An 18,450-nucleotide genomic window follows, 5' to 3' on the forward strand; every position below is an offset into this window, starting at 1 on the left:
CCCACTCCCTGTCCGGGCTGAGACTACGGGAGGCACTGCGTTTCAGGGGGCATCGTCGCCAAGGAGGTAATCGAACTTTCCGATCGGCACGCCGTTGTGGCGAAGGATGGCGAAGGCGGTGGTCACATGGAAATAGGCATTGGGAAGCACGAAGGAGCGCAGGAAGTCCTCCCCCTCGAACACCCGCTCGCCTCCCCCCATGCTTCCTGGGATGGGCAGTCGGATCTCGCGTTCTTCGGCCCCATCCAATTCCGCCGGTGTGATGCTCTCCATGAAGTCGATGCTTCGTGCGATCCGTTCCAGCAATTGGCTCAGCTCCGTCTCGTTGTCGTCCATCACGGGAGCCTCCCGTCTGGAGAGACGGGCCACGCCCCGGCGGGAGATGTCCGTGCTGATCTGCACCTGACGGGTGAGATCGAACATGTCGGGGTAAAGCCGGCTGGAGAGAAGCACGGCCATCGGGAACCCCGAGGCCTCCGCGTGACGTCCGGCCCTCCTCAGCAGGTGGCTCAGATTGTTCAGATTGCGCACCAGCGGAGGAACCAGAGCGGAGTGAAAGGAGCGAGACACGGATGTCTGGAGCTGGTGCTGCTTCTTTAGCCTTTCGCCAGTCGCTTCGGCCAGCGTGAACCCCACCTTTCGCGGTATTGCCTATGTCTCGGTCTGGGTGGTGATCTGGGGCACGGTTGCGTCACTGATGGACTGGATGCTGCTCACAGGCGAGGTCTACGAAACCGGTACGGCCGGTCAGGCCACCACCTTCATCGCCTACGGGGCAGCCACCGTGGTGCTGGCGACCCGTTTTGCCGGACGTTTTCTGGCGACAGACGACCCCTCAGAGACTCCGGATCAAAAGTGAAACGCCCATCAGCAGGGCCAGCAGCTCGAAGGCACGTTTCACCATGCTGCTGCCCCGCTTCAGGGACAGGTGCGCTCCGAGGTATCCACCGGTCAACGACCCCGCGATCAGTGCCGGCAGCCAGTCCCAGCGGATCTCCCCGCTGATTCCCAGCACGAGGGCTCCGGTGCCGTTCCAGCCAAGGCCCACCAGGATCAGCGTGTGGGCCACCGCCCGGGTGTAACTCAGTCCGAACCAGCGCACCAGCCAGATGGTCACGAACAGTCCGGTGCCGGAGGTCAGTGATCCATTCAGGATTCCGATTCCGAAGAGCACCGCGGCCCCGACGGCGATCGTTGAACAGGTCCAAGTCGTCGGTCGGTCCTCACGGCCCAGCTCAGGTCGGCGGGCCGAATAGAACCCCAGTCCCAGGGTGAGAAGTGCGAGGGCAGCCGAGGCCAAACGATCCGGCAAGGCCAGGACGGTACTGGCCCCGATCCACACCCCGGGAAGTCCTGCCAGCAACACGAGGCCTGACAGCTGCGGATCGAGACTGCTGGCCCGCCAGTGACGCCCGGCGGCACCGATTCCCAAGGCCACGCTGGCCAGTTTGTGTGTCGCCAGGGCTGTGGCGAAAGGCAGGCCGAGCAAGATCAGGGCCGGCAGCTGCACCAGTCCGGCTCCGCCGCCGGCAAACGCCGACATCGCGTTGGCGATCACGGCGATCAGGCCGAGCCCCAGGAACAGCAGCAGGGATTCCAGGCTCATCGGGATGCGGCGGTGGTCATCCGCTCGTGAGGAAGGCGATCGGTACCGAGAAGGTGACGATGGCGTGAGGTTCTCCGGGAAGAATTGCCACACAGGCCACTTCTCGATCGCTGAGCGCCTCCCGCGAGGTCATCACGAAATCTGTGGCGTCTTCGATGCTCCACATCGGTGCTTCGCCGCGGCGGCGTTCGTCCTTGTAGGCCTGCCAGACCTCTCCGAAGGCTTCGGATTCCGGCCCTGAGTTGGATTCGTTCAGGGCCTGATCCACACCGACGGCCTCCATGCGCTCGAAGAAGCGCCGCATCAGCGGATGGCCGATGGTGGCGGATGCCCGCACCACCGAGTTGATCGTTCCGATGGCGGTGACGGTCAGTTTCGGGGTGCTTCGCCGGGCATCGATCACACCCACCGGCACGTTGAGATCCCAGCTGGTGAGGGCACTGACATGGCAGGCCAGGTCGAAGAGACCGAGGCCGCACTCCTTGATGAGGCTCTGAATCCGCTGGGGGTGCATACCGCTTCCGTCCGTGTCGAAGGACGCCTCCGTTTCCCAACCACTGTTGCCAGGATTGTGCCCTGTTGACGTCGGAACGATGTCCTTGGTTCAGATCTATCTGGATGCCGTCACCCATCAGGTGATCACCAGTGAGGAGCTGGCCTACGTCGCCGGAAACCATGACGGCTTCGATCGCACGGAGCAGAAGCTCACCGCCAGGCTCGAACAGCTGATCAGTGCCGGCAACATCAGTGTCGGTTCACGCTGACGATCCCCATGGATCCGATGACTGATGTGATCAAGCCGATCCGACCGCAGGACTCCCGTTTCTCGGCGTGTGGAACCCTGCTTCTGCCTCAGGACGACCCAGCCAGATTCGGTCCGGAGGATGCCGATCTTCATTTCGCCTCCGACGGCCAACCGCGCTTCTATTTGATGCGTCTGAGGCGTCGCCCTCCCGTGGTGGCGGCGATGACCTGCCATTTCCGCGTCAGTCAGTGCCTCGGATCCGCTGATGCCGAGCCCTGGTGGCTCGCGGTCGCTCCGCATGAAGCCGGCTCTGCCGGGCTCTGCTCCGACTCTGTTCTGCTGCTGAAACTGCTCCCTGGTGAGGGCATCAAGCTGCATCCGGGAACCTGGCATGCGGGGCCTTATGTGTCGAAGCCGTCGGCCCTGTTCTTCAACCTTGAATTAAGGACCACCAACGACGACGACCACAACTGCCTATCCCTGGAGCATCCCCTTCCGCTTGCCTTGATCTGAAGGCTGTTCTCACCTGCTGAACGGCGGCTCAGCAGGTGGGGGAGCTGAAGATCCTCACGATGCGGTTGGGGTGGTCCTTGATGTAGTTGTTGAATTCGATGGCGAGCAACCGAGCCTGAAAGGCATCAGAGGCGTAGAAACAGTTTTCGAGGGTGCTGTTGTCAGACGTCCTGTAAAGGACGGTGTAAGGCCTGCGATCGGTCACGGACGCGACGCGAAGGACACGCCCAACATGGCCCACCACAGGCTCGCGGCGCCGCATCATTTGCTGAAGCACTGACCTCAGCTGTGCATCAGCCGAAAATCAATTGGCGCATGCTGGCGAGAAAGCGATGCAATCCTGATTTCCGTCTGCGAAAGATGATGCGCTCCGCGTTGCTGTTCATGATCTTGAAGCCGCCTTGGGAGTGTTGATAGGCGGTTCAGGATCGTTCGTCAATATCAGGGCAGTGCCACCACACCTGACCAGCTCTGCAGCACGTCAGGAGCCCCCTGGGTGAGTGCCGATACGGCGGTCGCCGAGCCGATGGCGATACCGACGATGAGCCCGATCCCGAACAGGATCGTGCCGGTCAGCAGCGATCGTTCCGTGAAATGCATGAACGCTTTTCTTTGTCAATCAGACGATCGCCCCTGATGCCTCTTCTGACCACCAATGCGTCACATGACTTTGATCAGAGAGGGTTGCGAATGCTGATGTGTTGTTTTTCCAATAAAGGTAGAAATACCCGCTGATCCGGTCGGCCTTCGCTCGCTAACAAGCGGAGGAGAGGTTTCGACCGGAAGCATGAAAACCATCGACGACCACATCCAGAAGGATCAGGAGGAATTCCTGAAGGCCCTCGCCGATCACAACGACGGCAAGGTGCGCCACCTGACCGAAGAGCTGCAGTGGCTGCTCGATCACAAGCGTGCTTTCCCCGAGGACAAGCACGATCCTTCTCCGCTCGAGCTGTTCTGCGAGCAGAACCCTGACGAGCCCGAATGCCTCGTGTATGACGACTGACCTGATTGACAGGTTCGGCCGTCTGGCCTTGGCGGCGATGTTCATCAACGCCGTTCCAGGGAAACTGACTGACTTCGGCGGCACGGTGAGCCGCATCGCCGCCAAGGGAATCCCCGCTCCAGTGGCGGGTGCCCTGCTGGCAGCGGCGATCGTACTCCTGATCCTCGGTTCGTTCTTTCTGGGGCTGGGGAGGACACCCGTTTCGGTGCCTCACTTCTGCTGATTTTTCTGGTGCCGACCACGCTGATCTTCCATGCGGCACCGATCGATGCTGGATTCATCCGCAATCTCTCCCTGATCGGAGCCCTGCTGCTGGCGATCACCCGACCTGTACCCAAGGCGGGCCGTCGTTAGGGTCTGACGAGCAACAGCAGCAGCATGCTCGGCACGGTGGCCGTGAGTGGAGCTTCCGGGCGGACTGGTTTCCGCGTGGCCGAAGAGGTGGTGCGTGCCGGAGGCCAGGCCAGGCTGCTGCTGCGACCAGCATCGACGCTGCCTGAATCCCTGGAGGCCTGTGAGCAGTACCGCCTCGATCTGACGGATGACGCGTCACTTGATCAGGCCCTGCGGGATGTGGATTCCCTGGTGATCGCCACAGGTGCTCGCCCCTCGATCGATCTGAGTGGTCCGATGCGTGTGGATGCCTGGGGCGTGAAGCGCCAGGTGGAGAGTTGCCGTCGTGTCGGAGTCTCCCGTGTGGTGCTGGTCAGTTCCCTCTGTGCCGGCCGCTGGCGGCATCCCCTCAACCTGTTCGGTCTGATCCTGGTCTGGAAGCGTGTCGGCGAAGGTTCGCTCGAAACCAGTGGTCTGGACTGGACTGTGATCCGACCCGGCGGTCTCTCGGAGCGTGAGCAGGATCTGGAGCGCGAGGCCATTCGCTGGAGCGGGCCGGATCAGCAGGAGAGTGATTCCATCCCCCGGCGGCTGGTGGCCCGTTGCTGTGTGGAGGCTCTCCAGACTCCGGCGTCGATCGGTCGCATCGTCGAGATCACCAGCAGTGAGGAACTCGACCCGGTGGCCATGGCCGATGCTCTCGCCTGATCGTGTCTCAGGGGGCACCGCCCTTCGGATGAGGTTGCCACTAGAAGAACAGCGTCCTCAGGAGCTCCCGTGCAGTTTTTCGTTTGCGAAGCGCAGATTCCCTCTGAAACCCAGGACGAGGCCTACACCGCCTTCATCGAATACATGGAAGGTGGTGCTTCCGAAGACAGATTCGACGGCTTCGAGCTCGTGGCCAGGCTCCACATGCCGGAATCAGGTCGTGTGTGCATCATCTGCAAGGCGGCTGACGCCAAAACGCTGTTCCGGCATTTCATGTTCTGGAGATCGATGTTCGGCATCGACATCGAGTACACACCGGCGCTGAGCTGTGGCGAGATGGTGGAGATGCAGAAAGAGCACAACGCCAAGCTTGACGAGGTCGACTGACCACGCCCCCAGTCACCGGCAGGGCTGAGTAGAAATGCTCAATTAAGGAGTTGAGCCACACTGCTTCACATAGGTTTTTTAACCTATGTGAAGTACAAGCAGTCCCATGATCCGCGCCGTCCTTACGCGCCCTTTCCTTGCAGATCTGGGTCTGCTTCTTCTGCGGGTGTTCACAGGCTCCCTTCTGATTCATCACGGCTACGAGAAGCTCGCCAATATCGAGAATTTCGCCGACGCCTTCGTGCGTCCCCTGCATCTCCCCTTCCCGATCCTGCTGTCGTACGTGGCTGCATTTTCCGAAGTGATCGGCAGCTGGCTGCTGATCACGGGACTGCTCACCCGCTTCGGGGCTCTGGCCGTCGCCGGAACGATCAGCGTTGCCATCTACCACGCCATCATCACGGCGGGATTCAATATCTACTTGCTCGAGCTTCTCGGTCTGTATTTGGCAGCCGCCGTCGCCGTTCTTGCCTGTGGGCCGGGAATGCTTTCTATCGATGAGCTGATCGCCCGCCGGCTGGAGCCTGATTACACCGCCACTGCTGAATCCCTGGATGACCTGGTCTCCCGTACGCCCGGCCTGAGCGAAGTTCCCGTCAATCGTTGAAACAGGCTTCACGTCCTGTAACATTGCTTCACGCGAAGGGCCTGTCATGTCCAACTCAGTCACCCAGTCCAGCGATGCCTGGTATCAGGACGCTGCCAAGGCACAGATCGAGTCGGAGCGCATGGGACGAGCCGAATTGCTCAATGGCCGTGTCGCCATGCTGGGTTTCCTGATCGGTCTGACCACGGAATTTCTTACCGGCCATGGCATTGCCAGCCAGATCACGTTCGGCTTGTTTGGCCAGAGCTGAATCCACCGAACTGTCACTGTGACAGTCGGCGTTCTTTCACCTGCGTTCTTCCGGTCGGACTTCCTGTCAGCCACCTTGCGACTGTGAGGAGTTGATCAGGGTGGAAACAAGGTCACACGCCTGATCGGCAAAGACCCTGCCTTCGGCGGGGTCTTTTTTTTTTGGATCACTGCCGGTTCATCGCGCTGAGCACCCACCAGATGATCAGCGCCAGGATCATCCAGGGAAGCAGAGTGCGCAGCAGCACCAGTCCGAAAAGCACCACCGCGGCGGATATGCCGAACCTGCGGGTGAGAGCTTTCGCTTCCGGGGTCATGTAGCGCCAGCGAGGCAGGAGCGGCATGGGATTCAGCGTGGACGCTTGAAGGTGTAGCAACCACCGTGGTAGCCGGTGAAGGGCTGGGCATAGGACACCAGCTCCCAGCCTTGCTCCCCCAGCTCATTCATCAGCCCCACCAGTGTGATCTCCCTCTGGGGATGGCTTCGGGAGATGAGTTGCTGTTCATCAAGCCACAGCTCCTCGATCTCCCCGGTCCAGCTCTTGCCGCGCGGCACGAACCTCAACTGGGTGTATTCCCACTTCATCGGTGTGCCCAGCAGCCGAGATCATAGGGGCCCTGCCGCAGCCAGAATCGGTGCATCACCACGATGTTCCGATGAAAGAGGTCAGCCTTCTGGAGATGATCGGCCGCTCGCTGGCCAAGGTGGCGGCTGGGGCGGGTGTGGCAGCGCTGCTGCTGTGGCTGACCTACGTGATGCTCGACGTCGGGCACATGCAGTCAGGGTTCACCCTTCCGGAGTCCAGCTACTGATGCTGGCGTTGCTGCTCACAGGGGGGCTGTTCGCCGCGCTTCAACTGTGGTGGATCGGGTCGCTTCTGCAGCGCAACAGGCGCCGGCGCGGTGGAGAACCACTGAGCAGTCAGTCCTTCCGCCGGGAGTTGGAGCGGATCTTCCACGAGAGCGCCTGAACGCTGTGATGGTCCAGAAGCCCTCAGCGCGGCTCTGAACTCACCAGAAGTCCGTCCTTCGGCGAAGGGCTGGGGATCAGCTGAAGATCGAGATCCTGTCCGGGAACAAGGCTGAAGCGGACCCGCTTGAGCAGACCCACCGTCATCAGACGGAGCTCCAGCTCCGCCAGGGCCTTGCCCAGGCACACCCGTTCACCACCACCGAAGGGAAGCAGCATCTGCTGAGAGGACCCATCCAGGTGACGCTGCGGCCGGAACGCCTCCAGGTCTCCGGCACCCTCACGGTTGGAGGCGGCCAGGGCGACCTGAATCACCCGTCCAGCAGGAATCTCCACATCCGCCAGGCCGATCGGTTCGACGGTCTGCCGGAAGAAACCACCCACCGGAGGGGTCATCCGCATCACTTCACTGCTGAGGGCCTGCAGCCGTGGCGCCCGGTTGGGATCGAAGGCTGAGGTGGGATCGCCCTGCGGTGGCCAGGTGAGTTGATCGAGTTCCTCATCCAGCCAGGGCATCAGCTCCTGATCCAGCAGCAGGGCCCGCATCAGGCAGCTCAGCGATGAGGCGGTGGTTTCATATCCTGCAAACAGCAGCAGCAGCAGCTGTTCAACGAGGTCCTCATCCGTGAGTGGCAGACCGGCTTCATCCAGGCCTCCGCTCAGCAGATCCAGGCCTCCCCTCCCGCCATTCGCCTCCTGAAGCACCGTCTGCAGGCGTTTCAGCAACCTGCTGCGTGCCGCCAGAGCCCTGGCGAAAGGACTGCCGGGTACGGCCAGTGGAACGGAGAACAGCGCTTTCGTCCAGATCTCGAAGTCCGCGAACAGAGCATCGCGGTCGTCTTCGTCGAGACCGAGCACCGTGGTGGCGATCACCGCAAAGGCGAAGCGGCGCATGCGTTCAGCCAGAGGAACGGGCGTTTCCGACTGCAGCAGTTCGTCGGCCAGCCCGTCGACCATCGTCACGATCGATGGGCTGTAGCGCCGCAGGGCGGCGGTGGCGAACAGCTGACCCACCACGCGACGGCGCGCTTTGTGGGCGGCACCGTTGCGGTTGGCCAGGGAACGGCTCCCAAGCAGCGTCTGGACGCTCTTCGGCCACCAGCCCTGCACGGAGTCGGATTGATCGAACAGATCGCGGATCGCCTGCTCTCCCCGGATGAAAACCAGTCGCTGACCGATCAGTGTCGTCTCAAAGACATCGCCGTATTCATGGAATCGTCGCGATGCGAAGTCCGGATCCCGGAAGAAGCCAAGCGCTTCATGGATGCCGGTGACGGCGCCGGTTGTCGGGAGCGGACGAAGGGTTCCGGTCACAGAGCCATCAGGTTCGGAACAGCTCTTCCACCATGCCTCGGTAGCCTTTGAGGGAGGCACCGGGGCGGCGTTTCCGTCTGACCAGCGTCTGACCGGGGAGCAGATGGTCCGGAGCGAAGGTGACCAGATCGGGTGTTGAGGCACTCTCCTGTTCCTCAGCCAGTGACCGGGCGATCTCCTCGGCGGTGGTCGGCGTGACATCACGCTCCTCGACCATCGCCACCGCAGCGGGTTCAGGTTCGCGGATCGGGCTGGGAGCCATCGGACGTGCCACTGTTCGCCCTGCTGACGGCCAGAGGAAAAGCACACTGAAGGCGAGGGCCGCCAGAGACGTGATGGTGCCGGTCAGTCCAAGCGCCAGACCCTGAAAGTTCCAGAGCAGGCCTGATGCTGCGAGCCCCAGCGTGCCGAACGTCGCCAGCAGGGATCCGAGCAGGGATGCTTCAGGGCGCTTCAGGCGGATCGGTTCAGACAGGGGTGGCTGGGTCTGCGGTTCGATCACCAGCACCGGCTCCGGGGGCAGGGGGCGCAGCAGCACAAGACCGATGGCGACGAGCACCAGGGAGGCGACGGTGCCGCCCAGTCCGTAGAAACGGCCCAGAAAATTCCAGACGATGCCGGATCCGGCGATGCCAAGAACTCCGGCGGCGGAAAGAGCGATGCCCGCAAGCAGGCCGAGACGGGTCTTCACGGGTTCAGTTGCTGTTGGATCGGGTAGCGGCGTAAGCCACGGCACCTCCGGCGATCACCGTGAGCAACCCGCTGGTCAGCAGGAATCCCACGAGCATGGCGAATCCGAGCACGCTTCCCAGCAGCGACATCTTGAGGCGAAGCAGTTTCGACTTCATCAGAAGCACGAGCAACATCACCACCGTGGCCTTGAGACCGGCGATCTTGGCGGCACTGATCGGGCAGAAGGGATTGGGAAGCAGCATCGATGGATCCCGGAGGGCCGTGAGTCTGGCGAAGGGGGACCATCAGCTGTGATGTTGAAGACGATCAGCTGCGTCCTGATCTGGAACAGTGAGTGCGATCTCCAGCAACGAAGCCGTGACCAGCTACCTGAACAGCGTTCGTGTGATCGTCAAGCAGGGCTGCGAAGAGCAGTACCTCGACAAGGTGCGTGCGTGGGTGCGTCCCGAGGGGATGACCTCAAACCACATGGCACGGATCGGTGAACGGCGGTATTGCTTCGTCGGCCTCTGGGACAGCGAGGACGCTCTGATGGCCGGTCGTTCGAACATGATTGAACATCTGAACAGCGTCCGGGATTTCCTCGAGGAGATTTCCCCGGAGCTGGGGGTGACAGACCCGGTCTCAGGTCCTGTCGTGATCAGCATGGGCTGAGTCTCAGCTCTGCAGACCCGCCACGGTGTTCTTCAGGTCAGAGATGTCCAGCAGACCGTTGACATCGAACCAGGGTGCCGTGGCCCAGTCGAATCCCTCCCCGAAGGTGCTGTCCGGAGCTGTCACATACCAGTGGCAATCGACGTCCGGTACGTCAACGGCGCACTGGGACCAGTCGTCCTGCCACTGAGGCACCTGAACCCAGAGAAGGGCGACGGCGACGATCGAGAGCAGGCTGCGAATCATGGGTCCCAGTCATGTGCGCAGAACCTATCAGTGTTCTGCGCATCTCCGCGAGGCGGGATGGCGGTGGTATGAGCGGGTGTCCTTTTTCAAGAACCGATGACCTTCTTGATGCATTGGCAATTCAAGACCGGCTACCACGAACAGGCAGCCCGTCGTTTCATGAGCACCGGCGCTCCGATGCCGGAAGGGTGCAGCTCCTGGACGCGCTACCACGCCCCCGGATCCGTCGAAGGCTGATTCAGCGTTGATGCTGAGCTCTCCTGCAGGGCTCAGCGCCGGCGGTTGCGGGAGCGCTGCTTCAGCTTGCGCTTGTACTTCTCAACCGGAGTCTCGTGGTGCCGGATGCGGCGCAGATCGGAGAAGATTCCAGCCTTAGCGACCGACCGCTTGAAGCGGCGCAATGCTGATTCGATGCCTTCGTTCTCGCCGACAGTGACCTGACTCATCCGTTCTCCGAGGAAGAGGAGCAAAAAACGACTTTACCAGCAGCACCATTGCCAAGGCTCTGAGGCTGACCGAGCATCCGGGCAACGCTTCTTCGATGGTCATGGCCAAACTCGGTCAGGTGTCCCTGAAACGGGTTCATCAGTTCAGCACCGAGGGTGATCCTGCACTGATCCGATGGCACAAGAACGCACTCAACGCCCTGATGCGCCGGTTTCAGCTGGGCACTTATCCATTGTTATGGATCTCCTTCGCGAAGGGGGTGGCGGTGACTCTCGCCGTTCAGCGTCTTCTGGGTTGAGGCCAGGCCTCCGATCATCAAGAATTCCGTCGTTCGGTTCCCATCCCTCAGCGCAGACGAGATGCTGCAGCAATGGGATTGACTCACTGCCCCCTCTGCATCGGTCTGGCGTTGCTCTGTGCCGTCCGGTTCACGGCTCACGGCCTGATGGCTTTTCAGTTCAGCAGCCTGCGATCCAGCCCTGCGCTCGACTGAATCTGGGTTGAGTATTTGCACTCATACCGCCGAAACGGTCGCGACGGCCACGGAATGTGAACTAATATTAAATACTGTTAGGGCATTGAGTGCCGAAGTAATGGAACTTCTAATAGCAGCTGCTGTGTTCATTCCTTTCTCAGCATTGGTGATGAATGCATTTGCCGGTGATTCCGAAGACGATTACGACTTTCTGTGATGGAAACCAAACTTCTCGCTCTGCTCACGTTCGGTGCTTCCGTGATGACCCTCTGGGCCTGGATGACGGCGAATGTCGGTCGATCCGAGCGTTGATCACAGGCTTCCATCACAAGCGCCTTTTCATTCCGCTGACGGAATCTGACCAGCACATGCCATGCATCCACCGTTGATTCTGTAGGGCGCAAGATGTCCTCGAAGACAACGAGTTCCGCGGAAGAATTTCACCGCTCCCAGTTCACGGGCGTGAGCATCTGTCAGCGGCAGTTTGAGCCAGGCGTCCGGAATACTTCCCTTCAGATCCAGACGGTTCTGCTGTGCTGCACGGCGTCGTTCCAGTTCTTCTCGATCATTCTTGGCGCATACTCCTTCCACCTGCCTCTCGCGGGAACAGCTCTCGCAGGCTGTGACGGTGGCTTTGCGGCGGGTTGTGTTGTGGGACAACTTGTCGCTCGGTACCTCCCGTTCACAGCCGCAGCTGCAGCGACACCACCAGTAGGCGTTTCCTCCGCGGGAGCGGCGTTCGGATGGGCGGACGACCGTGAGCTGTCCGTAGACCTCACCGATGCGATTGCGTGGGCGCGATGGCATATGGCGTGAACCCTATGGATTCAAGGAATCACCCAGATCATGCCGAATCCCTGTCGTCTCGGTTACAGGAACCATGCGGTTGACTGACCGAGAATCGCCTATCCCCGATGGCCTCGACCTTCTTTCATGTGCAGCACGAATTTCGTGCCGGTAAAGCTCAGCAGTGGTGGGAAACCGCCCAGAAAGCACAGGCTCCCGGTGGTGGCTGGGATGAGGCTGTGACGACCAACCTTGAGGCCGGCTTCTACAACCACAGCTTCAATCCGATCGCTCCGGAGGGTCCCTGTTTCTGCATCTGGGAAGTTCGCGAGGGGATCTCTTCAGAACAGTTCCAGGCGTTCATCGATGGCCCCAACGGTCCGGACTTCGGTCTCGGCGCGATGATGAACATCTGCCGTGAAATCAATCTCGAGCTCGCCGGCGACACGCCCTACCCGCGTAAGTTCGCCTGATCAACCCTCTTCCGTTGATCCGCGGAGCTCGGCGAATTTGGCTGCCATGGTCGGGTTGCGCCGGGTCAGCTTCTTGATCGATACATCCTGCGCTTTGTCATTGGCAAGGCGCAGATTGTTGTCGGCGCCGATCAGCGCGTCCTTGGTTTTCTGCAGGTGGAGAATTGATTTGTCGATCTCGTCGATTGCGGTCTGGAACCGTCGGCGTGCCAGATCCGTGTTGCGTGAGAAGTTGTTCCGGAACGAGTCCAGTTCATTTTCGAAGTTGGTGATGTCGATGTTCTGCGCTTTCACCAGTGCCAGCTCGGCCTTCACCTCCAGAGACTTCATGGCGGCATTGCGCAGCAGGGTGATGAACGGGATGAAGAACTGGGGCCGGATCACATAGGTCTTGCCGTACCGGTGTGAGACATCGACGATGCCGGAGTTGTACAACTCACTCTCCGGCTCCAGCAGTGAGACCAGCACGGCGTACTCGCAGTTCTTCTCGGTGCGGTCTTTGTCGAGTTCCTTGAGGAAGTCTTCGTTCTTCTTCTTGGTGGCTGTGGTGTCGGCTTCGTTCTTCATCTCGAACATGATCGAGATGATCTCATTGTTGGCCTCATCCTGATCGCGGAAGATGTAATCCCCCTTGCTGCCGCTGCGGGCATCGTTGTCTTTCTCGAAATACGCCCTGGGGAAGGCGGCAGCGCGGATGCGATTGAATTCCGTTTCGCAATGCTGCTCGAGCGTTTCGCCGACCATCTTGGTGGACAGCCGCGCTTTCATATCGCGCAGGCGTTCAATCGCCTGATCGCGATCCTTGATCTGCCGTTCGTAACTGTCCTTGAGAGATTGTTCTTCCAGCTGATGTTTCAGCTGGGTCTGGTCGAGAACGTTCCGCAGGGCATCACGCTCCTTCTCAACGCCGCTTACCGCTTCGTTGATTGCCAGCTTCCGGGCGACCCCACTGGAATCAAGCTGTGCCCTGAGGTCTCGCAGCTCACCCTCCTTCTGGAGTGTGATCGCCTGAAGGTCCTTGGCAAACTTCGTCTCCGCCAGTCGTGCTGCGGTGGCATGACTGTCCTTGAGTTGCTGCAGTTCCCCTGCAATCATGTCCCGCTGCCTCTCCGATGTGGTGACGGCTTCTGAGATCGCCAGTTGTTGAGCGAGATCTCTGGTATCCAGGGACGCTTTCAGGTTCTGGATTTGAGCATCCTTTGATGCGGCGATCTTCTGCATCTCTGTGGTTACTTTCTGGGCTGTGATCTCCACAGCAGCCTGTTTCTCACGCTCCGCCAGCGTGAGCCGCTCCTGCAGCTGTTGTTCGAAATCCCGATCTCTAACTTGCTTGAGGATGTCGGCATACCCTGCCTCGTCGATCTTGAATGCCGTTCGGCAATGGGGGCAGATGATTTCATGCATTTGTGTATTTTCCTGTAATCAGGTTTCTGTCTGTGAAGGCATTTTATCGAGGCTTTGCTAGCTGTTCATCAATCGCCCTTTCCTGCCGTGTGTGTGCTCACCTCCTCCTGGTCCGCACTGATGGCCGATCCCAGAGCGCTGATGGAAACGCTGATCATCGTTGGCTTCGTGGCTTTCGCGACGGTGGGCTTTCTGGCTGGCCTCCGGGAGATGGCCAGCGATCTGCGTCGTTTTCGGCGGGCCAAGGTCTGAGTCCGCAGGGGTGCTCAACCCTCGAGCGCAGCGTCCAGCTCCATCAGCCGGCGGGCGTTGACGCCCAGGTCGGAATCCCCGAGTCGTGAGATCGAACGGGCCTGCACTCCCTGCCCCTCCTTGAGGCGCAGGAGTTCCAGATCGTCGACAAAACCGAACAGGGCACTGCTCACCTGAGCATGCAGGTAACCGTCATCCCTCTCCACCACGACGCTGCGGGGCAGGTCTGCGACAGCCTCCGCCAGTGTCTCGAAGCCGGCCTGAGGGTCCGCTGGGTTCCATGAACGGCTGGCGCAGTGGGCGGGACTGGGGCATGGGCTGAGCTGGCCGTTGTGGACACCCAGATCTCCGGGCACCGGACCCACGAGATGGAACAGCATCAGGAGCGGCAGAAACATGCCTGCGATCAGCTGCATGGACTCGTTCCGCTGTCAGGGCGTCCATCATGGAGCTGAATCTGGTGGTTGATCTTGAGCCCTGCCTGGATCCTGGTGGCCTGGACGGTTGTGGCGACAGCCTCGTTCTGGAAGTTCTGGCGCATCACAGGTGCTTACCGCCGCAAGCTGGGTGCGGCGGCTCCGCCATCGGTTTCCGACCGGGAACGGTTGGAGCGCAGCTGGCGCAGGAGCGAGCCCTGACCCCGATCGGAACATTCTGTGAGCTCGAAACGGGCTTGGAATGTGCGCTTCTAAAATGAATTTTTGAAATTTTAATTCTTGCGTTCGACAGAGAATCAGCGGGCTCCATTCCCATCGTGTGCATCGTGAAGGGGGGGCAACATTTCTTCGACGAGTCCGATGAAACCCCTCATCGTTGTCGCTGCATTTCATCGCTTGTTTGTTCTGCCGGGGGCTTCAGCTCGTTCAGCTCCTCTCACCCCGTAGCAGGTCGCCATGGATCGCCAGTGCCGCTCTGCGAACACGCAACGGCCGGAGGAGTTCGCTCACCGATTGTGTGGATGCGCCGTGCAGGCCGATGAAGCCGGACTGGACGGCCCAGTGGCGATGAAGCAGTGCACCGCGTTCGCATCTGGCAACTGACATCAGGGGGTGATGTGCCTGAATGGAACGATGGGAGCTTTCATCGATGCCAGAGCATCGGTTCCGGGGTGTTGATCTGAATTCCGAGGGACACGTCCGTCTCTGCGAGGCACTCGCCGCTGCTGAAGTTCTGTTCTGCTTCGAGGTGCGAACTTGCATTCCCGGTGGCGATCCCACCATCTGTCGTCGGCTGGATCTGCTGGTGATCGGCCCGCATTCGCTTCTGAATGTGGAGGTGGATGGAGCCCGTCACAACCGCAGCAAGAAACGGGAATCCGATTACGAGCGTGATCGTCTGCTCAGTCGGCACATGCGCACGCTCCGGTTCACCCATGAAGCGGTTCTTGCGTCTCCGGAGCAGGTGGTGGACTTCATCCAGCGGGAACTGGAGCAGGATGCCCGATCGCTGACTCTGCAGCTCAGCAGGCTCCAGGACACGCAAGGCGGCTGACTCAGCGATCCATCGAACGCGTTGCCTGGTGCGTGGAATCGGTCAACTGCGCTTCACCGCGTTGATGAATGGTCCGGGCGTAGTCGGTCCAGGTGCCCTGGCCCCAGTAACGGAAGCAGCTGGTCTCGAGCAGCAGAAGGTGCAGCAAGGCCTCCTGGTAGGCCGGCGTGCCGGTGACGGCCGGGTCTGTGGACACCTGTTGATCGAATGTCTGATGGAACCGCGCGCTCAGCTGGTTCATTGGCTCCAGAACATTGTCGTAGCCCTGCACCCAGCTGAGGTTGTTGGTCCAGGACGCACCTTCCATCGAAAAACCATCGCCGGCTGCCTGGAGTGAGGCGATGGCGGTTTGGACGGCTTCCGGTGTGGGGGTCTCACCGACCGCTGCCCAGAGACGCTGCTGCTGCACCGCCTGGATCATCGGAAACCGGTCGCTGCCGACACCGGCGGCGTCGAGCAGTTCCAGGTATTCGCTGCCGTTGATGGCCACGCAGTCGTTGCCGTCGTCCCGGATCCGTTGATTGGCCTGCTGGAAGGCGGAGGGGAACTCATTCATCATCACGCCGCCGTTCTCGCCGTCAGCGATCTGGCTCACCAGCGATGGGATGGAGATGTCTCCCAGCTGTTGGCGTTGCAGTCCCAGTGCCTCGTAGCAGGGCTGCATCTGGCCGACGAGCTTGGTGTCGGAGCCCTGGGTTTTGATTAGGGCCGTGATGCTCACGGTGTCGCCGCTGCTGTTGCGGGCGGTCAGCTGATTCGGCAGATACTTCTGGCTTTTGCTGAGAGGTTCGCCGCTGAGGGTCTCCACGCTGTGTTCCTGCACCAGCAGCCAGCGGTAACCGCAGTCCTTCAGGGCGCTGATGAATTCGTAGAGGGTGTCCGGGTGATTGGGCAGATGCATCTCCGGTGGCGAGAAGCCCCTCACCCGTTGCAGCGCCTCGGTGCCGAACAGAGCCGCGAACTGATGCTGCCAGGCGCTGATCTGCAGCTTCAGATCAGGGATCGGCGTGGAGGGCGCGACGGCATGGCTCCAGAACGTGCCCAGCCACTCCACATGGCGCTGCATCCCCGGATCGCAGGCCAGGTGGCGTAGGGCGGCTGTGATGTCGTCCCGGCCCATCTGCTCCACTCCCCAGAGCAGATTTCCGGAGTAATCGAGCATGATCCGCGGGTTGCAGCCGTCGCTGATCAGCTGAGGAATCAGATCGGCGAGCCGTCTGTAGCACTGGGCGAAGGGCTCGGCGTTGTGGTTATCCCCCTCCCCCTGGTGCTCGAACATGTACTGAAGGTGGGAGATCAGCGCTCCGTTTCCGCCGGCTGGAATGGTGGGCTGATGCATGTGCAGCGCACAGGCGAAGCCGGATCGGATCCGATCGAGCGCCAGGTTGCTGTTGGCTCGCCAGATCGGGGCGTCCTGCCGCATCAGGGTCTGCAGTTCAGCCTCACGACCGGCGATGGGAGGCCGGGCCGTCATGAGCGCACCCGCTTCACGGCAAGACCGGCTTCCGCTGCCGTGATCCCTGCGAGCACCAGCAGGCCGAGCAGGCCGACGAGCTGGTTCATCGCCTCCGCATCGGCATCGGCACCGCGACCCAGCAGGGCACCGGCCACAAACCAGGCGGTGGCTGCCAGCGAGGTGATCCAGTACTCGCGCCAGCGGCGCTGATACAGATAGCCGGCTCCAAGGCCTGGCACCACATTCAGCAACACCGCCACCCATCCGGCTGATGCGGCGAGAACCTGTTCGCGGCTGGCCTGGTTCATCGGTGCTCGCATCGGTTCCTGCACTCTGTCGGATCGTCTGGTTCTGCGTGGTTGTCTGGAGGCTGCTGTCGTGCACGCCCCCTGGACCCTGTTCTGATCTGTGGTGTGCTTCTGCTTCTGATGGCCGCCGCGGCGTGCATCGGCCTGCTGATCCTGCAGCTGGGTCTGCAGCAGGTGTTCGCTGTGGCGCCCAAGCTGCAGACGCCGCCAGACGCCGCGCTGCCATCCACCTCCCTGAGTGTGGTGATTCCGGCCTACAACGAAGCCGCCAACATCGGCGCCTGCCTGTCGGCTGTGCTGAGCAGTGAGAGTCCCTGCAGCAGCTGGGAGGTGCTGGTGGTGGACGACGATTCCAGCGATGCCACAACGGAGCTGGCGCTGCGCACGGCCGATGAGCAGGGCGCGAGCGCAGCCGAGGTTCATCTGGTGCAGGCCGGACCGCGACCGGACGGGGAGCGCTGGGTGGGCAAGAACTGGGCCTGCACCCGGGCCATGGAGCAGGTGAGCAGCAGCTGGGTGCTGTTCATCGATGCCGATGTGCGCCTGAAGCCGGATGCCCTGAGACGGGCCCTCGCCCAGGCGATCGATGAGGAGGCGGATCTGCTCAGCCTCGCGCCGAGGCTGGTCTGCGGCTGCCTGGCGGAGTGGATGGTGCAGCCGATCATGGCCAGCCTGCTGGGCCTCGGCTTTCCGATCGTTGCCGCCAATGATCCGGCGTCGTCGGTCGCTTTCGCGGCGGGGCCGTTCATGTTGTTCCGGCGCCGCACCTATGTCGCGATCGGCGGACACCGCGCTCTGGCCGCCGAGGTGGTGGAGGACCTGGCCCTGGCGCGACGGATCAAAGCGGAGGGCTACCGGTTGCGGTATCTGCTCGGTGTTGATGCCGTGGACCTGCGCATGTATGCCGACCTGCCCTCGCTCTGGGAGGGCTGGACCAAGAACTGGTTCCTCGGTCTCGACCGCGATCCACTCCGGGCTCTCGGTGCGGCGGCGGTTGTTGTGCTGATGTTCAGCACCCCCTGGCTGCTCGCACCGGCTGCCGTGGTGCTGCGGTTGGTGCTGCCTGAGCCGGCAGGGCTCTGGTCTGCCCTGCTGGCGCTGGCTCTGCTGGCCATCGTTCAGCAGCTGGTTCTGCGTCTGTGGAACCGCCACCGTTTCGCTGTGCCACTCACCCACTGGTGGCTGATGGGGGCAGGAGGGCTGCTGGTGGGTGCCATCGGTCCGGTATCGGTATGGCGGACCCTCACCGGACGCGGCTGGACCTGGAAGGGGCGTCAGCTTGCCTGAACAGCCTCGCGCTCACGCGAAAAGCCATGAAAAAGGGAGG

General features: G+C 61.4%; 38 protein-coding genes and 1 pseudogene. 21 read left to right on the forward strand and 18 right to left on the reverse strand.

Annotation, left to right across the window (positions count from 1 at the left end; all coding sequences use genetic code 11):
• Window positions 1–42: 42 nt before the first annotated feature.
• Window positions 43–570: a DUF1993 family protein gene (locus SynA15127_RS05380; protein WP_186485310.1), complete on the reverse strand. Its 528-nt coding sequence runs from the start codon at window positions 568–570 to the stop codon at window positions 43–45.
• 55 nt (window positions 571–625) lie between these two features.
• Between SynA15127_RS05380 and SynA15127_RS05385 the strand changes: the two genes are divergently transcribed.
• The gene (locus SynA15127_RS05385) at window positions 626–859 is read left to right on the forward strand and encodes a hypothetical protein (protein WP_186485311.1); all 234 of its coding nucleotides are present in this window, start codon (window positions 626–628) and stop codon (window positions 857–859) included.
• On the opposite strand, the gene SynA15127_RS05390 is transcribed toward SynA15127_RS05385, so the two are convergent.
• Complete coding sequence (locus tag SynA15127_RS05390) at window positions 836–1,606, reverse strand: sulfite exporter TauE/SafE family protein (RefSeq protein WP_186485312.1); 771 nt, start codon at window positions 1,604–1,606, stop codon at window positions 836–838. The two genes, SynA15127_RS05385 and SynA15127_RS05390, sit on opposite strands and share 24 nt — an antisense overlap.
• 16 nt (window positions 1,607–1,622) lie before the next feature.
• Window positions 1,623–2,120 carry a hypothetical protein gene (locus SynA15127_RS05395; protein ID WP_186485313.1) on the reverse strand — a complete coding sequence of 166 codons (498 nt, stop codon included), beginning with the start codon at window positions 2,118–2,120 and terminating at the stop codon, window positions 1,623–1,625.
• Window positions 2,121–2,199: 79 nt separating this feature from the next.
• On the opposite strand from SynA15127_RS05395, the gene SynA15127_RS05400 reads away from it, so the two are divergent.
• A complete protein-coding gene (locus SynA15127_RS05400) occupies window positions 2,200–2,370 on the forward strand; it encodes a hypothetical protein (RefSeq protein WP_186485314.1) in 171 nt (56 codons plus the stop codon).
• Window positions 2,371–2,378: 8 nt separating this feature from the next.
• Window positions 2,379–2,864 carry a hypothetical protein gene (locus SynA15127_RS05405; RefSeq protein WP_255475594.1) on the forward strand — a complete coding sequence of 162 codons (486 nt, stop codon included), beginning with the start codon at window positions 2,379–2,381 and terminating at the stop codon, window positions 2,862–2,864.
• A 28-nt stretch (window positions 2,865–2,892) separates the two neighbouring features.
• On the opposite strand, the gene SynA15127_RS05410 is transcribed toward SynA15127_RS05405, so the two are convergent.
• Window positions 2,893–3,141 (reverse strand): hypothetical protein, encoded by a 249-nt coding sequence (locus tag SynA15127_RS05410; protein ID WP_156957053.1) that lies wholly within the window; start codon window positions 3,139–3,141, stop codon window positions 2,893–2,895.
• Window positions 3,142–3,305: 164 nt separating this feature from the next.
• The gene (locus SynA15127_RS05415) at window positions 3,306–3,464 is read right to left on the reverse strand and encodes a hypothetical protein (RefSeq protein WP_156957054.1); all 159 of its coding nucleotides are present in this window, start codon (window positions 3,462–3,464) and stop codon (window positions 3,306–3,308) included.
• A gap of 187 nt (window positions 3,465–3,651) precedes the next feature.
• Here SynA15127_RS05415 and SynA15127_RS05420 point away from each other — a divergent pair, with 187 nt between their 5' ends.
• The 7 genes from SynA15127_RS05420 to SynA15127_RS05445 all read left to right on the forward strand — a co-directional run bounded on the left by SynA15127_RS05420 (window position 3,652) and on the right by SynA15127_RS05445 (window position 6,155).
• Complete coding sequence (locus SynA15127_RS05420; protein ID WP_043690663.1) at window positions 3,652–3,870, forward strand: CP12 domain-containing protein; 219 nt, start codon at window positions 3,652–3,654, stop codon at window positions 3,868–3,870.
• A complete protein-coding gene (locus tag SynA15127_RS13665) occupies window positions 3,860–4,093 on the forward strand; it encodes a DoxX family membrane protein (protein WP_370594025.1) in 234 nt (77 codons plus the stop codon). The genes SynA15127_RS05420 and SynA15127_RS13665 overlap by 11 nt, the downstream gene beginning before the upstream one ends.
• Window positions 4,094–4,101: 8 nt before the next feature.
• Complete coding sequence (locus SynA15127_RS13670; RefSeq protein WP_370594026.1) at window positions 4,102–4,224, forward strand: hypothetical protein; 123 nt, start codon at window positions 4,102–4,104, stop codon at window positions 4,222–4,224.
• Between the two features lie 24 nt (window positions 4,225–4,248).
• Window positions 4,249–4,911, forward strand: a complete 663-nt coding sequence (locus SynA15127_RS05430; protein WP_186485315.1) for an SDR family oxidoreductase — start codon at window positions 4,249–4,251, stop codon at window positions 4,909–4,911.
• A 69-nt stretch (window positions 4,912–4,980) separates the two neighbouring features.
• Window positions 4,981–5,298 (forward strand): DUF3303 domain-containing protein, encoded by a 318-nt coding sequence (locus tag SynA15127_RS05435; protein ID WP_186485316.1) that lies wholly within the window; start codon window positions 4,981–4,983, stop codon window positions 5,296–5,298.
• A 106-nt stretch (window positions 5,299–5,404) separates the two neighbouring features.
• A complete protein-coding gene (locus SynA15127_RS05440) occupies window positions 5,405–5,905 on the forward strand; it encodes a DoxX family protein (RefSeq protein WP_186485317.1) in 501 nt (166 codons plus the stop codon).
• Between the two features lie 46 nt (window positions 5,906–5,951).
• Window positions 5,952–6,155: a chlorophyll a/b-binding protein gene (locus SynA15127_RS05445; protein ID WP_186485318.1), complete on the forward strand. Its 204-nt coding sequence runs from the start codon at window positions 5,952–5,954 to the stop codon at window positions 6,153–6,155.
• A gap of 166 nt (window positions 6,156–6,321) precedes the next feature.
• Here the strand turns inward: SynA15127_RS05445 and SynA15127_RS05450 are convergent, their stop codons facing one another.
• Both SynA15127_RS05450 and SynA15127_RS05455 read right to left on the reverse strand, forming a co-directional pair.
• A complete protein-coding gene (locus SynA15127_RS05450; RefSeq protein WP_186485319.1) occupies window positions 6,322–6,498 on the reverse strand; it encodes a hypothetical protein in 177 nt (58 codons plus the stop codon).
• 5 nt (window positions 6,499–6,503) lie between these two features.
• Window positions 6,504–6,740: a hypothetical protein gene (locus SynA15127_RS05455; protein ID WP_043696366.1), complete on the reverse strand. Its 237-nt coding sequence runs from the start codon at window positions 6,738–6,740 to the stop codon at window positions 6,504–6,506.
• Between the two features lie 71 nt (window positions 6,741–6,811).
• On the opposite strand from SynA15127_RS05455, the gene SynA15127_RS05460 reads away from it, so the two are divergent.
• Together SynA15127_RS05460 and SynA15127_RS05465 are read left to right on the forward strand one after the other, a co-directional pair.
• Window positions 6,812–6,967, forward strand: a complete 156-nt coding sequence (locus SynA15127_RS05460) for a hypothetical protein (RefSeq protein WP_173402104.1) — start codon at window positions 6,812–6,814, stop codon at window positions 6,965–6,967.
• Window positions 6,967–7,125, forward strand: a complete 159-nt coding sequence (locus SynA15127_RS05465; RefSeq protein WP_186485320.1) for a hypothetical protein — start codon at window positions 6,967–6,969, stop codon at window positions 7,123–7,125. Before SynA15127_RS05460 ends, SynA15127_RS05465 begins: the two co-directional genes overlap by 1 nt.
• 23 nt (window positions 7,126–7,148) lie before the next feature.
• Here the strand turns inward: SynA15127_RS05465 and SynA15127_RS05470 are convergent, their stop codons facing one another.
• The 3 genes from SynA15127_RS05470 to SynA15127_RS05480 are packed head-to-tail and all read right to left on the reverse strand — an operon-like array spanning window position 7,149 to window position 9,373.
• The gene (locus tag SynA15127_RS05470; protein WP_186485321.1) at window positions 7,149–8,438 is read right to left on the reverse strand and encodes a cytochrome P450; all 1,290 of its coding nucleotides are present in this window, start codon (window positions 8,436–8,438) and stop codon (window positions 7,149–7,151) included.
• Window positions 8,439–8,445: 7 nt separating this feature from the next.
• Window positions 8,446–9,129, reverse strand: coding sequence for a hypothetical protein (locus SynA15127_RS05475; protein ID WP_186485322.1), 684 nt, complete (start codon window positions 9,127–9,129; stop codon window positions 8,446–8,448).
• A gap of 4 nt (window positions 9,130–9,133) precedes the next feature.
• The gene (locus tag SynA15127_RS05480; protein ID WP_186485323.1) at window positions 9,134–9,373 is read right to left on the reverse strand and encodes a hypothetical protein; all 240 of its coding nucleotides are present in this window, start codon (window positions 9,371–9,373) and stop codon (window positions 9,134–9,136) included.
• A gap of 88 nt (window positions 9,374–9,461) precedes the next feature.
• Between SynA15127_RS05480 and SynA15127_RS05485 the strand changes: the two genes are divergently transcribed.
• Complete coding sequence (locus tag SynA15127_RS05485) at window positions 9,462–9,785, forward strand: hypothetical protein (protein ID WP_255475595.1); 324 nt, start codon at window positions 9,462–9,464, stop codon at window positions 9,783–9,785.
• Window positions 9,786–9,788: 3 nt separating this feature from the next.
• On the opposite strand, the gene SynA15127_RS05490 is transcribed toward SynA15127_RS05485, so the two are convergent.
• Window positions 9,789–10,031, reverse strand: coding sequence for a hypothetical protein (locus tag SynA15127_RS05490; protein ID WP_186485324.1), 243 nt, complete (start codon window positions 10,029–10,031; stop codon window positions 9,789–9,791).
• 96 nt (window positions 10,032–10,127) lie between these two features.
• Between SynA15127_RS05490 and SynA15127_RS05495 the strand changes: the two are divergent.
• A pseudogene (locus SynA15127_RS05495) lies at window positions 10,128–10,265 on the forward strand (DUF3303 domain-containing protein); the annotation flags it as partial.
• A 35-nt stretch (window positions 10,266–10,300) separates the two neighbouring features.
• Here the strand turns inward: SynA15127_RS05495 and rpsU are convergent.
• Window positions 10,301–10,477 carry a 30S ribosomal protein S21 gene (gene rpsU, locus SynA15127_RS05500; RefSeq protein WP_009790002.1) on the reverse strand — a complete coding sequence of 59 codons (177 nt, stop codon included), beginning with the start codon at window positions 10,475–10,477 and terminating at the stop codon, window positions 10,301–10,303.
• A gap of 101 nt (window positions 10,478–10,578) precedes the next feature.
• On the opposite strand from rpsU, the gene SynA15127_RS05505 reads away from it, so the two are divergent.
• On the forward strand, window positions 10,579–10,776 hold the full coding sequence (locus SynA15127_RS05505; RefSeq protein ID WP_186485326.1) for a hypothetical protein: 198 nt from the start codon (window positions 10,579–10,581) through the stop codon (window positions 10,774–10,776).
• Window positions 10,777–10,848: 72 nt separating this feature from the next.
• A complete protein-coding gene (locus SynA15127_RS13505; protein ID WP_255475596.1) occupies window positions 10,849–10,971 on the forward strand; it encodes a hypothetical protein in 123 nt (40 codons plus the stop codon).
• A gap of 321 nt (window positions 10,972–11,292) precedes the next feature.
• Here the strand turns inward: SynA15127_RS13505 and SynA15127_RS05510 are convergent, their stop codons facing one another.
• Window positions 11,293–11,760 carry an early protein (E6) gene (locus SynA15127_RS05510; RefSeq protein WP_186485327.1) on the reverse strand — a complete coding sequence of 156 codons (468 nt, stop codon included), beginning with the start codon at window positions 11,758–11,760 and terminating at the stop codon, window positions 11,293–11,295.
• A 107-nt stretch (window positions 11,761–11,867) separates the two neighbouring features.
• Here SynA15127_RS05510 and SynA15127_RS05515 point away from each other — a divergent pair, with 107 nt between their 5' ends.
• On the forward strand, window positions 11,868–12,212 hold the full coding sequence (locus SynA15127_RS05515) for a hypothetical protein (protein WP_186485328.1): 345 nt from the start codon (window positions 11,868–11,870) through the stop codon (window positions 12,210–12,212).
• Here SynA15127_RS05515 and SynA15127_RS05520 read toward each other — a convergent pair whose 3' ends face one another.
• Window positions 12,213–13,616 carry a DUF2130 domain-containing protein gene (locus SynA15127_RS05520; RefSeq protein WP_186485329.1) on the reverse strand — a complete coding sequence of 468 codons (1,404 nt, stop codon included), beginning with the start codon at window positions 13,614–13,616 and terminating at the stop codon, window positions 12,213–12,215. It abuts the gene before it with no gap.
• 120 nt (window positions 13,617–13,736) lie between these two features.
• Here SynA15127_RS05520 and SynA15127_RS13510 point away from each other — a divergent pair, with 120 nt between their 5' ends.
• Complete coding sequence (locus tag SynA15127_RS13510; protein WP_255475597.1) at window positions 13,737–13,868, forward strand: hypothetical protein; 132 nt, start codon at window positions 13,737–13,739, stop codon at window positions 13,866–13,868.
• A gap of 14 nt (window positions 13,869–13,882) precedes the next feature.
• Here SynA15127_RS13510 and SynA15127_RS05525 read toward each other — a convergent pair whose 3' ends face one another.
• The gene (locus tag SynA15127_RS05525) at window positions 13,883–14,266 is read right to left on the reverse strand and encodes a DUF1499 domain-containing protein (protein WP_255475598.1); all 384 of its coding nucleotides are present in this window, start codon (window positions 14,264–14,266) and stop codon (window positions 13,883–13,885) included.
• 72 nt (window positions 14,267–14,338) lie between these two features.
• On the opposite strand from SynA15127_RS05525, the gene SynA15127_RS05530 reads away from it, so the two are divergent.
• On the forward strand, window positions 14,339–14,506 hold the full coding sequence (locus SynA15127_RS05530) for a hypothetical protein (protein ID WP_186485772.1): 168 nt from the start codon (window positions 14,339–14,341) through the stop codon (window positions 14,504–14,506).
• A gap of 225 nt (window positions 14,507–14,731) precedes the next feature.
• On the opposite strand, the gene SynA15127_RS05535 is transcribed toward SynA15127_RS05530, so the two are convergent.
• The gene (locus SynA15127_RS05535) at window positions 14,732–14,911 is read right to left on the reverse strand and encodes a hypothetical protein (RefSeq protein ID WP_186485331.1); all 180 of its coding nucleotides are present in this window, start codon (window positions 14,909–14,911) and stop codon (window positions 14,732–14,734) included.
• Window positions 14,912–14,954: 43 nt separating this feature from the next.
• On the opposite strand from SynA15127_RS05535, the gene SynA15127_RS05540 reads away from it, so the two are divergent.
• Entirely contained in the window at window positions 14,955–15,359 is a 405-nt protein-coding gene (locus SynA15127_RS05540) for a DUF559 domain-containing protein (RefSeq protein WP_186485332.1), read from the forward strand.
• A 1-nt stretch (window position 15,360) separates the two neighbouring features.
• Here SynA15127_RS05540 and SynA15127_RS05545 read toward each other — a convergent pair whose 3' ends face one another.
• Both SynA15127_RS05545 and SynA15127_RS05550 read right to left on the reverse strand, forming a co-directional pair.
• Complete coding sequence (locus SynA15127_RS05545; RefSeq protein WP_186485333.1) at window positions 15,361–16,833, reverse strand: glycosyl hydrolase family 57; 1,473 nt, start codon at window positions 16,831–16,833, stop codon at window positions 15,361–15,363.
• A complete protein-coding gene (locus SynA15127_RS05550; RefSeq protein WP_186485334.1) occupies window positions 16,830–17,123 on the reverse strand; it encodes a hypothetical protein in 294 nt (97 codons plus the stop codon). Before SynA15127_RS05550 ends, SynA15127_RS05545 begins: the two co-directional genes overlap by 4 nt.
• A 120-nt stretch (window positions 17,124–17,243) precedes the next feature.
• Here SynA15127_RS05550 and SynA15127_RS05555 point away from each other — a divergent pair, with 120 nt between their 5' ends.
• Window positions 17,244–18,410 (forward strand): glycosyltransferase family 2 protein, encoded by a 1,167-nt coding sequence (locus SynA15127_RS05555; RefSeq protein ID WP_186485591.1) that lies wholly within the window; start codon window positions 17,244–17,246, stop codon window positions 18,408–18,410.
• The last annotated feature ends 40 nt before the right edge of the window (window positions 18,411–18,450 follow it).

The organism is Synechococcus sp. A15-127 (assembly GCF_014280215.1).
Taxonomy (GTDB): domain Bacteria; phylum Cyanobacteriota; class Cyanobacteriia; order PCC-6307; family Cyanobiaceae; genus Parasynechococcus.

What these genes read in the sequence shown, in the direction of transcription:
- SynA15127_RS05445 (WP_186485318.1), top strand. Translation starts at nt 5,952, where the DNA reads ATGTCCAACTCAGTCACCCAGTCCAGCGATGCCTGGTATCAGGACGCT.
- SynA15127_RS05460 (WP_173402104.1), top strand. Translation starts at nt 6,812, where the DNA reads ATGAAAGAGGTCAGCCTTCTGGAGATGATCGGCCGCTCGCTGGCCAAG.
- SynA15127_RS05550 (WP_186485334.1), bottom strand. Translation starts at nt 17,123, where the DNA reads ATGAACCAGGCCAGCCGCGAACAGGTTCTCGCCGCATCAGCCGGATGG.
- SynA15127_RS05405 (WP_255475594.1), top strand. Translation starts at nt 2,379, where the DNA reads ATGGATCCGATGACTGATGTGATCAAGCCGATCCGACCGCAGGACTCC.
- SynA15127_RS13665 (WP_370594025.1), top strand. Translation starts at nt 3,860, where the DNA reads ATGACGACTGACCTGATTGACAGGTTCGGCCGTCTGGCCTTGGCGGCG.
- SynA15127_RS05440 (WP_186485317.1), top strand. Translation starts at nt 5,405, where the DNA reads ATGATCCGCGCCGTCCTTACGCGCCCTTTCCTTGCAGATCTGGGTCTG.
- rpsU (WP_009790002.1), bottom strand. Translation starts at nt 10,477, where the DNA reads ATGAGTCAGGTCACTGTCGGCGAGAACGAAGGCATCGAATCAGCATTG.
- SynA15127_RS05415 (WP_156957054.1), bottom strand. Translation starts at nt 3,464, where the DNA reads ATGCATTTCACGGAACGATCGCTGCTGACCGGCACGATCCTGTTCGGG.
- SynA15127_RS05390 (WP_186485312.1), bottom strand. Translation starts at nt 1,606, where the DNA reads ATGAGCCTGGAATCCCTGCTGCTGTTCCTGGGGCTCGGCCTGATCGCC.
- SynA15127_RS05400 (WP_186485314.1), top strand. Translation starts at nt 2,200, where the DNA reads ATGTCCTTGGTTCAGATCTATCTGGATGCCGTCACCCATCAGGTGATC.
- SynA15127_RS05540 (WP_186485332.1), top strand. Translation starts at nt 14,955, where the DNA reads ATGCCAGAGCATCGGTTCCGGGGTGTTGATCTGAATTCCGAGGGACAC.
- SynA15127_RS05430 (WP_186485315.1), top strand. Translation starts at nt 4,249, where the DNA reads ATGCTCGGCACGGTGGCCGTGAGTGGAGCTTCCGGGCGGACTGGTTTC.
- SynA15127_RS05510 (WP_186485327.1), bottom strand. Translation starts at nt 11,760, where the DNA reads ATGCCATCGCGCCCACGCAATCGCATCGGTGAGGTCTACGGACAGCTC.
- SynA15127_RS05545 (WP_186485333.1), bottom strand. Translation starts at nt 16,833, where the DNA reads ATGACGGCCCGGCCTCCCATCGCCGGTCGTGAGGCTGAACTGCAGACC.
- SynA15127_RS05555 (WP_186485591.1), top strand. Translation starts at nt 17,244, where the DNA reads ATGGCCGCCGCGGCGTGCATCGGCCTGCTGATCCTGCAGCTGGGTCTG.
- SynA15127_RS05535 (WP_186485331.1), bottom strand. Translation starts at nt 14,911, where the DNA reads ATGTCAGTTGCCAGATGCGAACGCGGTGCACTGCTTCATCGCCACTGG.
- SynA15127_RS05465 (WP_186485320.1), top strand. Translation starts at nt 6,967, where the DNA reads ATGCTGGCGTTGCTGCTCACAGGGGGGCTGTTCGCCGCGCTTCAACTG.
- SynA15127_RS05520 (WP_186485329.1), bottom strand. Translation starts at nt 13,616, where the DNA reads ATGCATGAAATCATCTGCCCCCATTGCCGAACGGCATTCAAGATCGAC.
- SynA15127_RS13510 (WP_255475597.1), top strand. Translation starts at nt 13,737, where the DNA reads ATGGCCGATCCCAGAGCGCTGATGGAAACGCTGATCATCGTTGGCTTC.
- SynA15127_RS05505 (WP_186485326.1), top strand. Translation starts at nt 10,579, where the DNA reads ATGGCCAAACTCGGTCAGGTGTCCCTGAAACGGGTTCATCAGTTCAGC.
- SynA15127_RS05490 (WP_186485324.1), bottom strand. Translation starts at nt 10,031, where the DNA reads ATGATTCGCAGCCTGCTCTCGATCGTCGCCGTCGCCCTTCTCTGGGTT.
- SynA15127_RS05450 (WP_186485319.1), bottom strand. Translation starts at nt 6,498, where the DNA reads ATGCCGCTCCTGCCTCGCTGGCGCTACATGACCCCGGAAGCGAAAGCT.
- SynA15127_RS05395 (WP_186485313.1), bottom strand. Translation starts at nt 2,120, where the DNA reads ATGCACCCCCAGCGGATTCAGAGCCTCATCAAGGAGTGCGGCCTCGGT.
- SynA15127_RS13505 (WP_255475596.1), top strand. Translation starts at nt 10,849, where the DNA reads ATGGGATTGACTCACTGCCCCCTCTGCATCGGTCTGGCGTTGCTCTGT.
- SynA15127_RS05515 (WP_186485328.1), top strand. Translation starts at nt 11,868, where the DNA reads ATGGCCTCGACCTTCTTTCATGTGCAGCACGAATTTCGTGCCGGTAAA.
- SynA15127_RS05455 (WP_043696366.1), bottom strand. Translation starts at nt 6,740, where the DNA reads ATGAAGTGGGAATACACCCAGTTGAGGTTCGTGCCGCGCGGCAAGAGC.
- SynA15127_RS05480 (WP_186485323.1), bottom strand. Translation starts at nt 9,373, where the DNA reads ATGCTGCTTCCCAATCCCTTCTGCCCGATCAGTGCCGCCAAGATCGCC.
- SynA15127_RS05525 (WP_255475598.1), bottom strand. Translation starts at nt 14,266, where the DNA reads ATGTTTCTGCCGCTCCTGATGCTGTTCCATCTCGTGGGTCCGGTGCCC.
- SynA15127_RS05420 (WP_043690663.1), top strand. Translation starts at nt 3,652, where the DNA reads ATGAAAACCATCGACGACCACATCCAGAAGGATCAGGAGGAATTCCTG.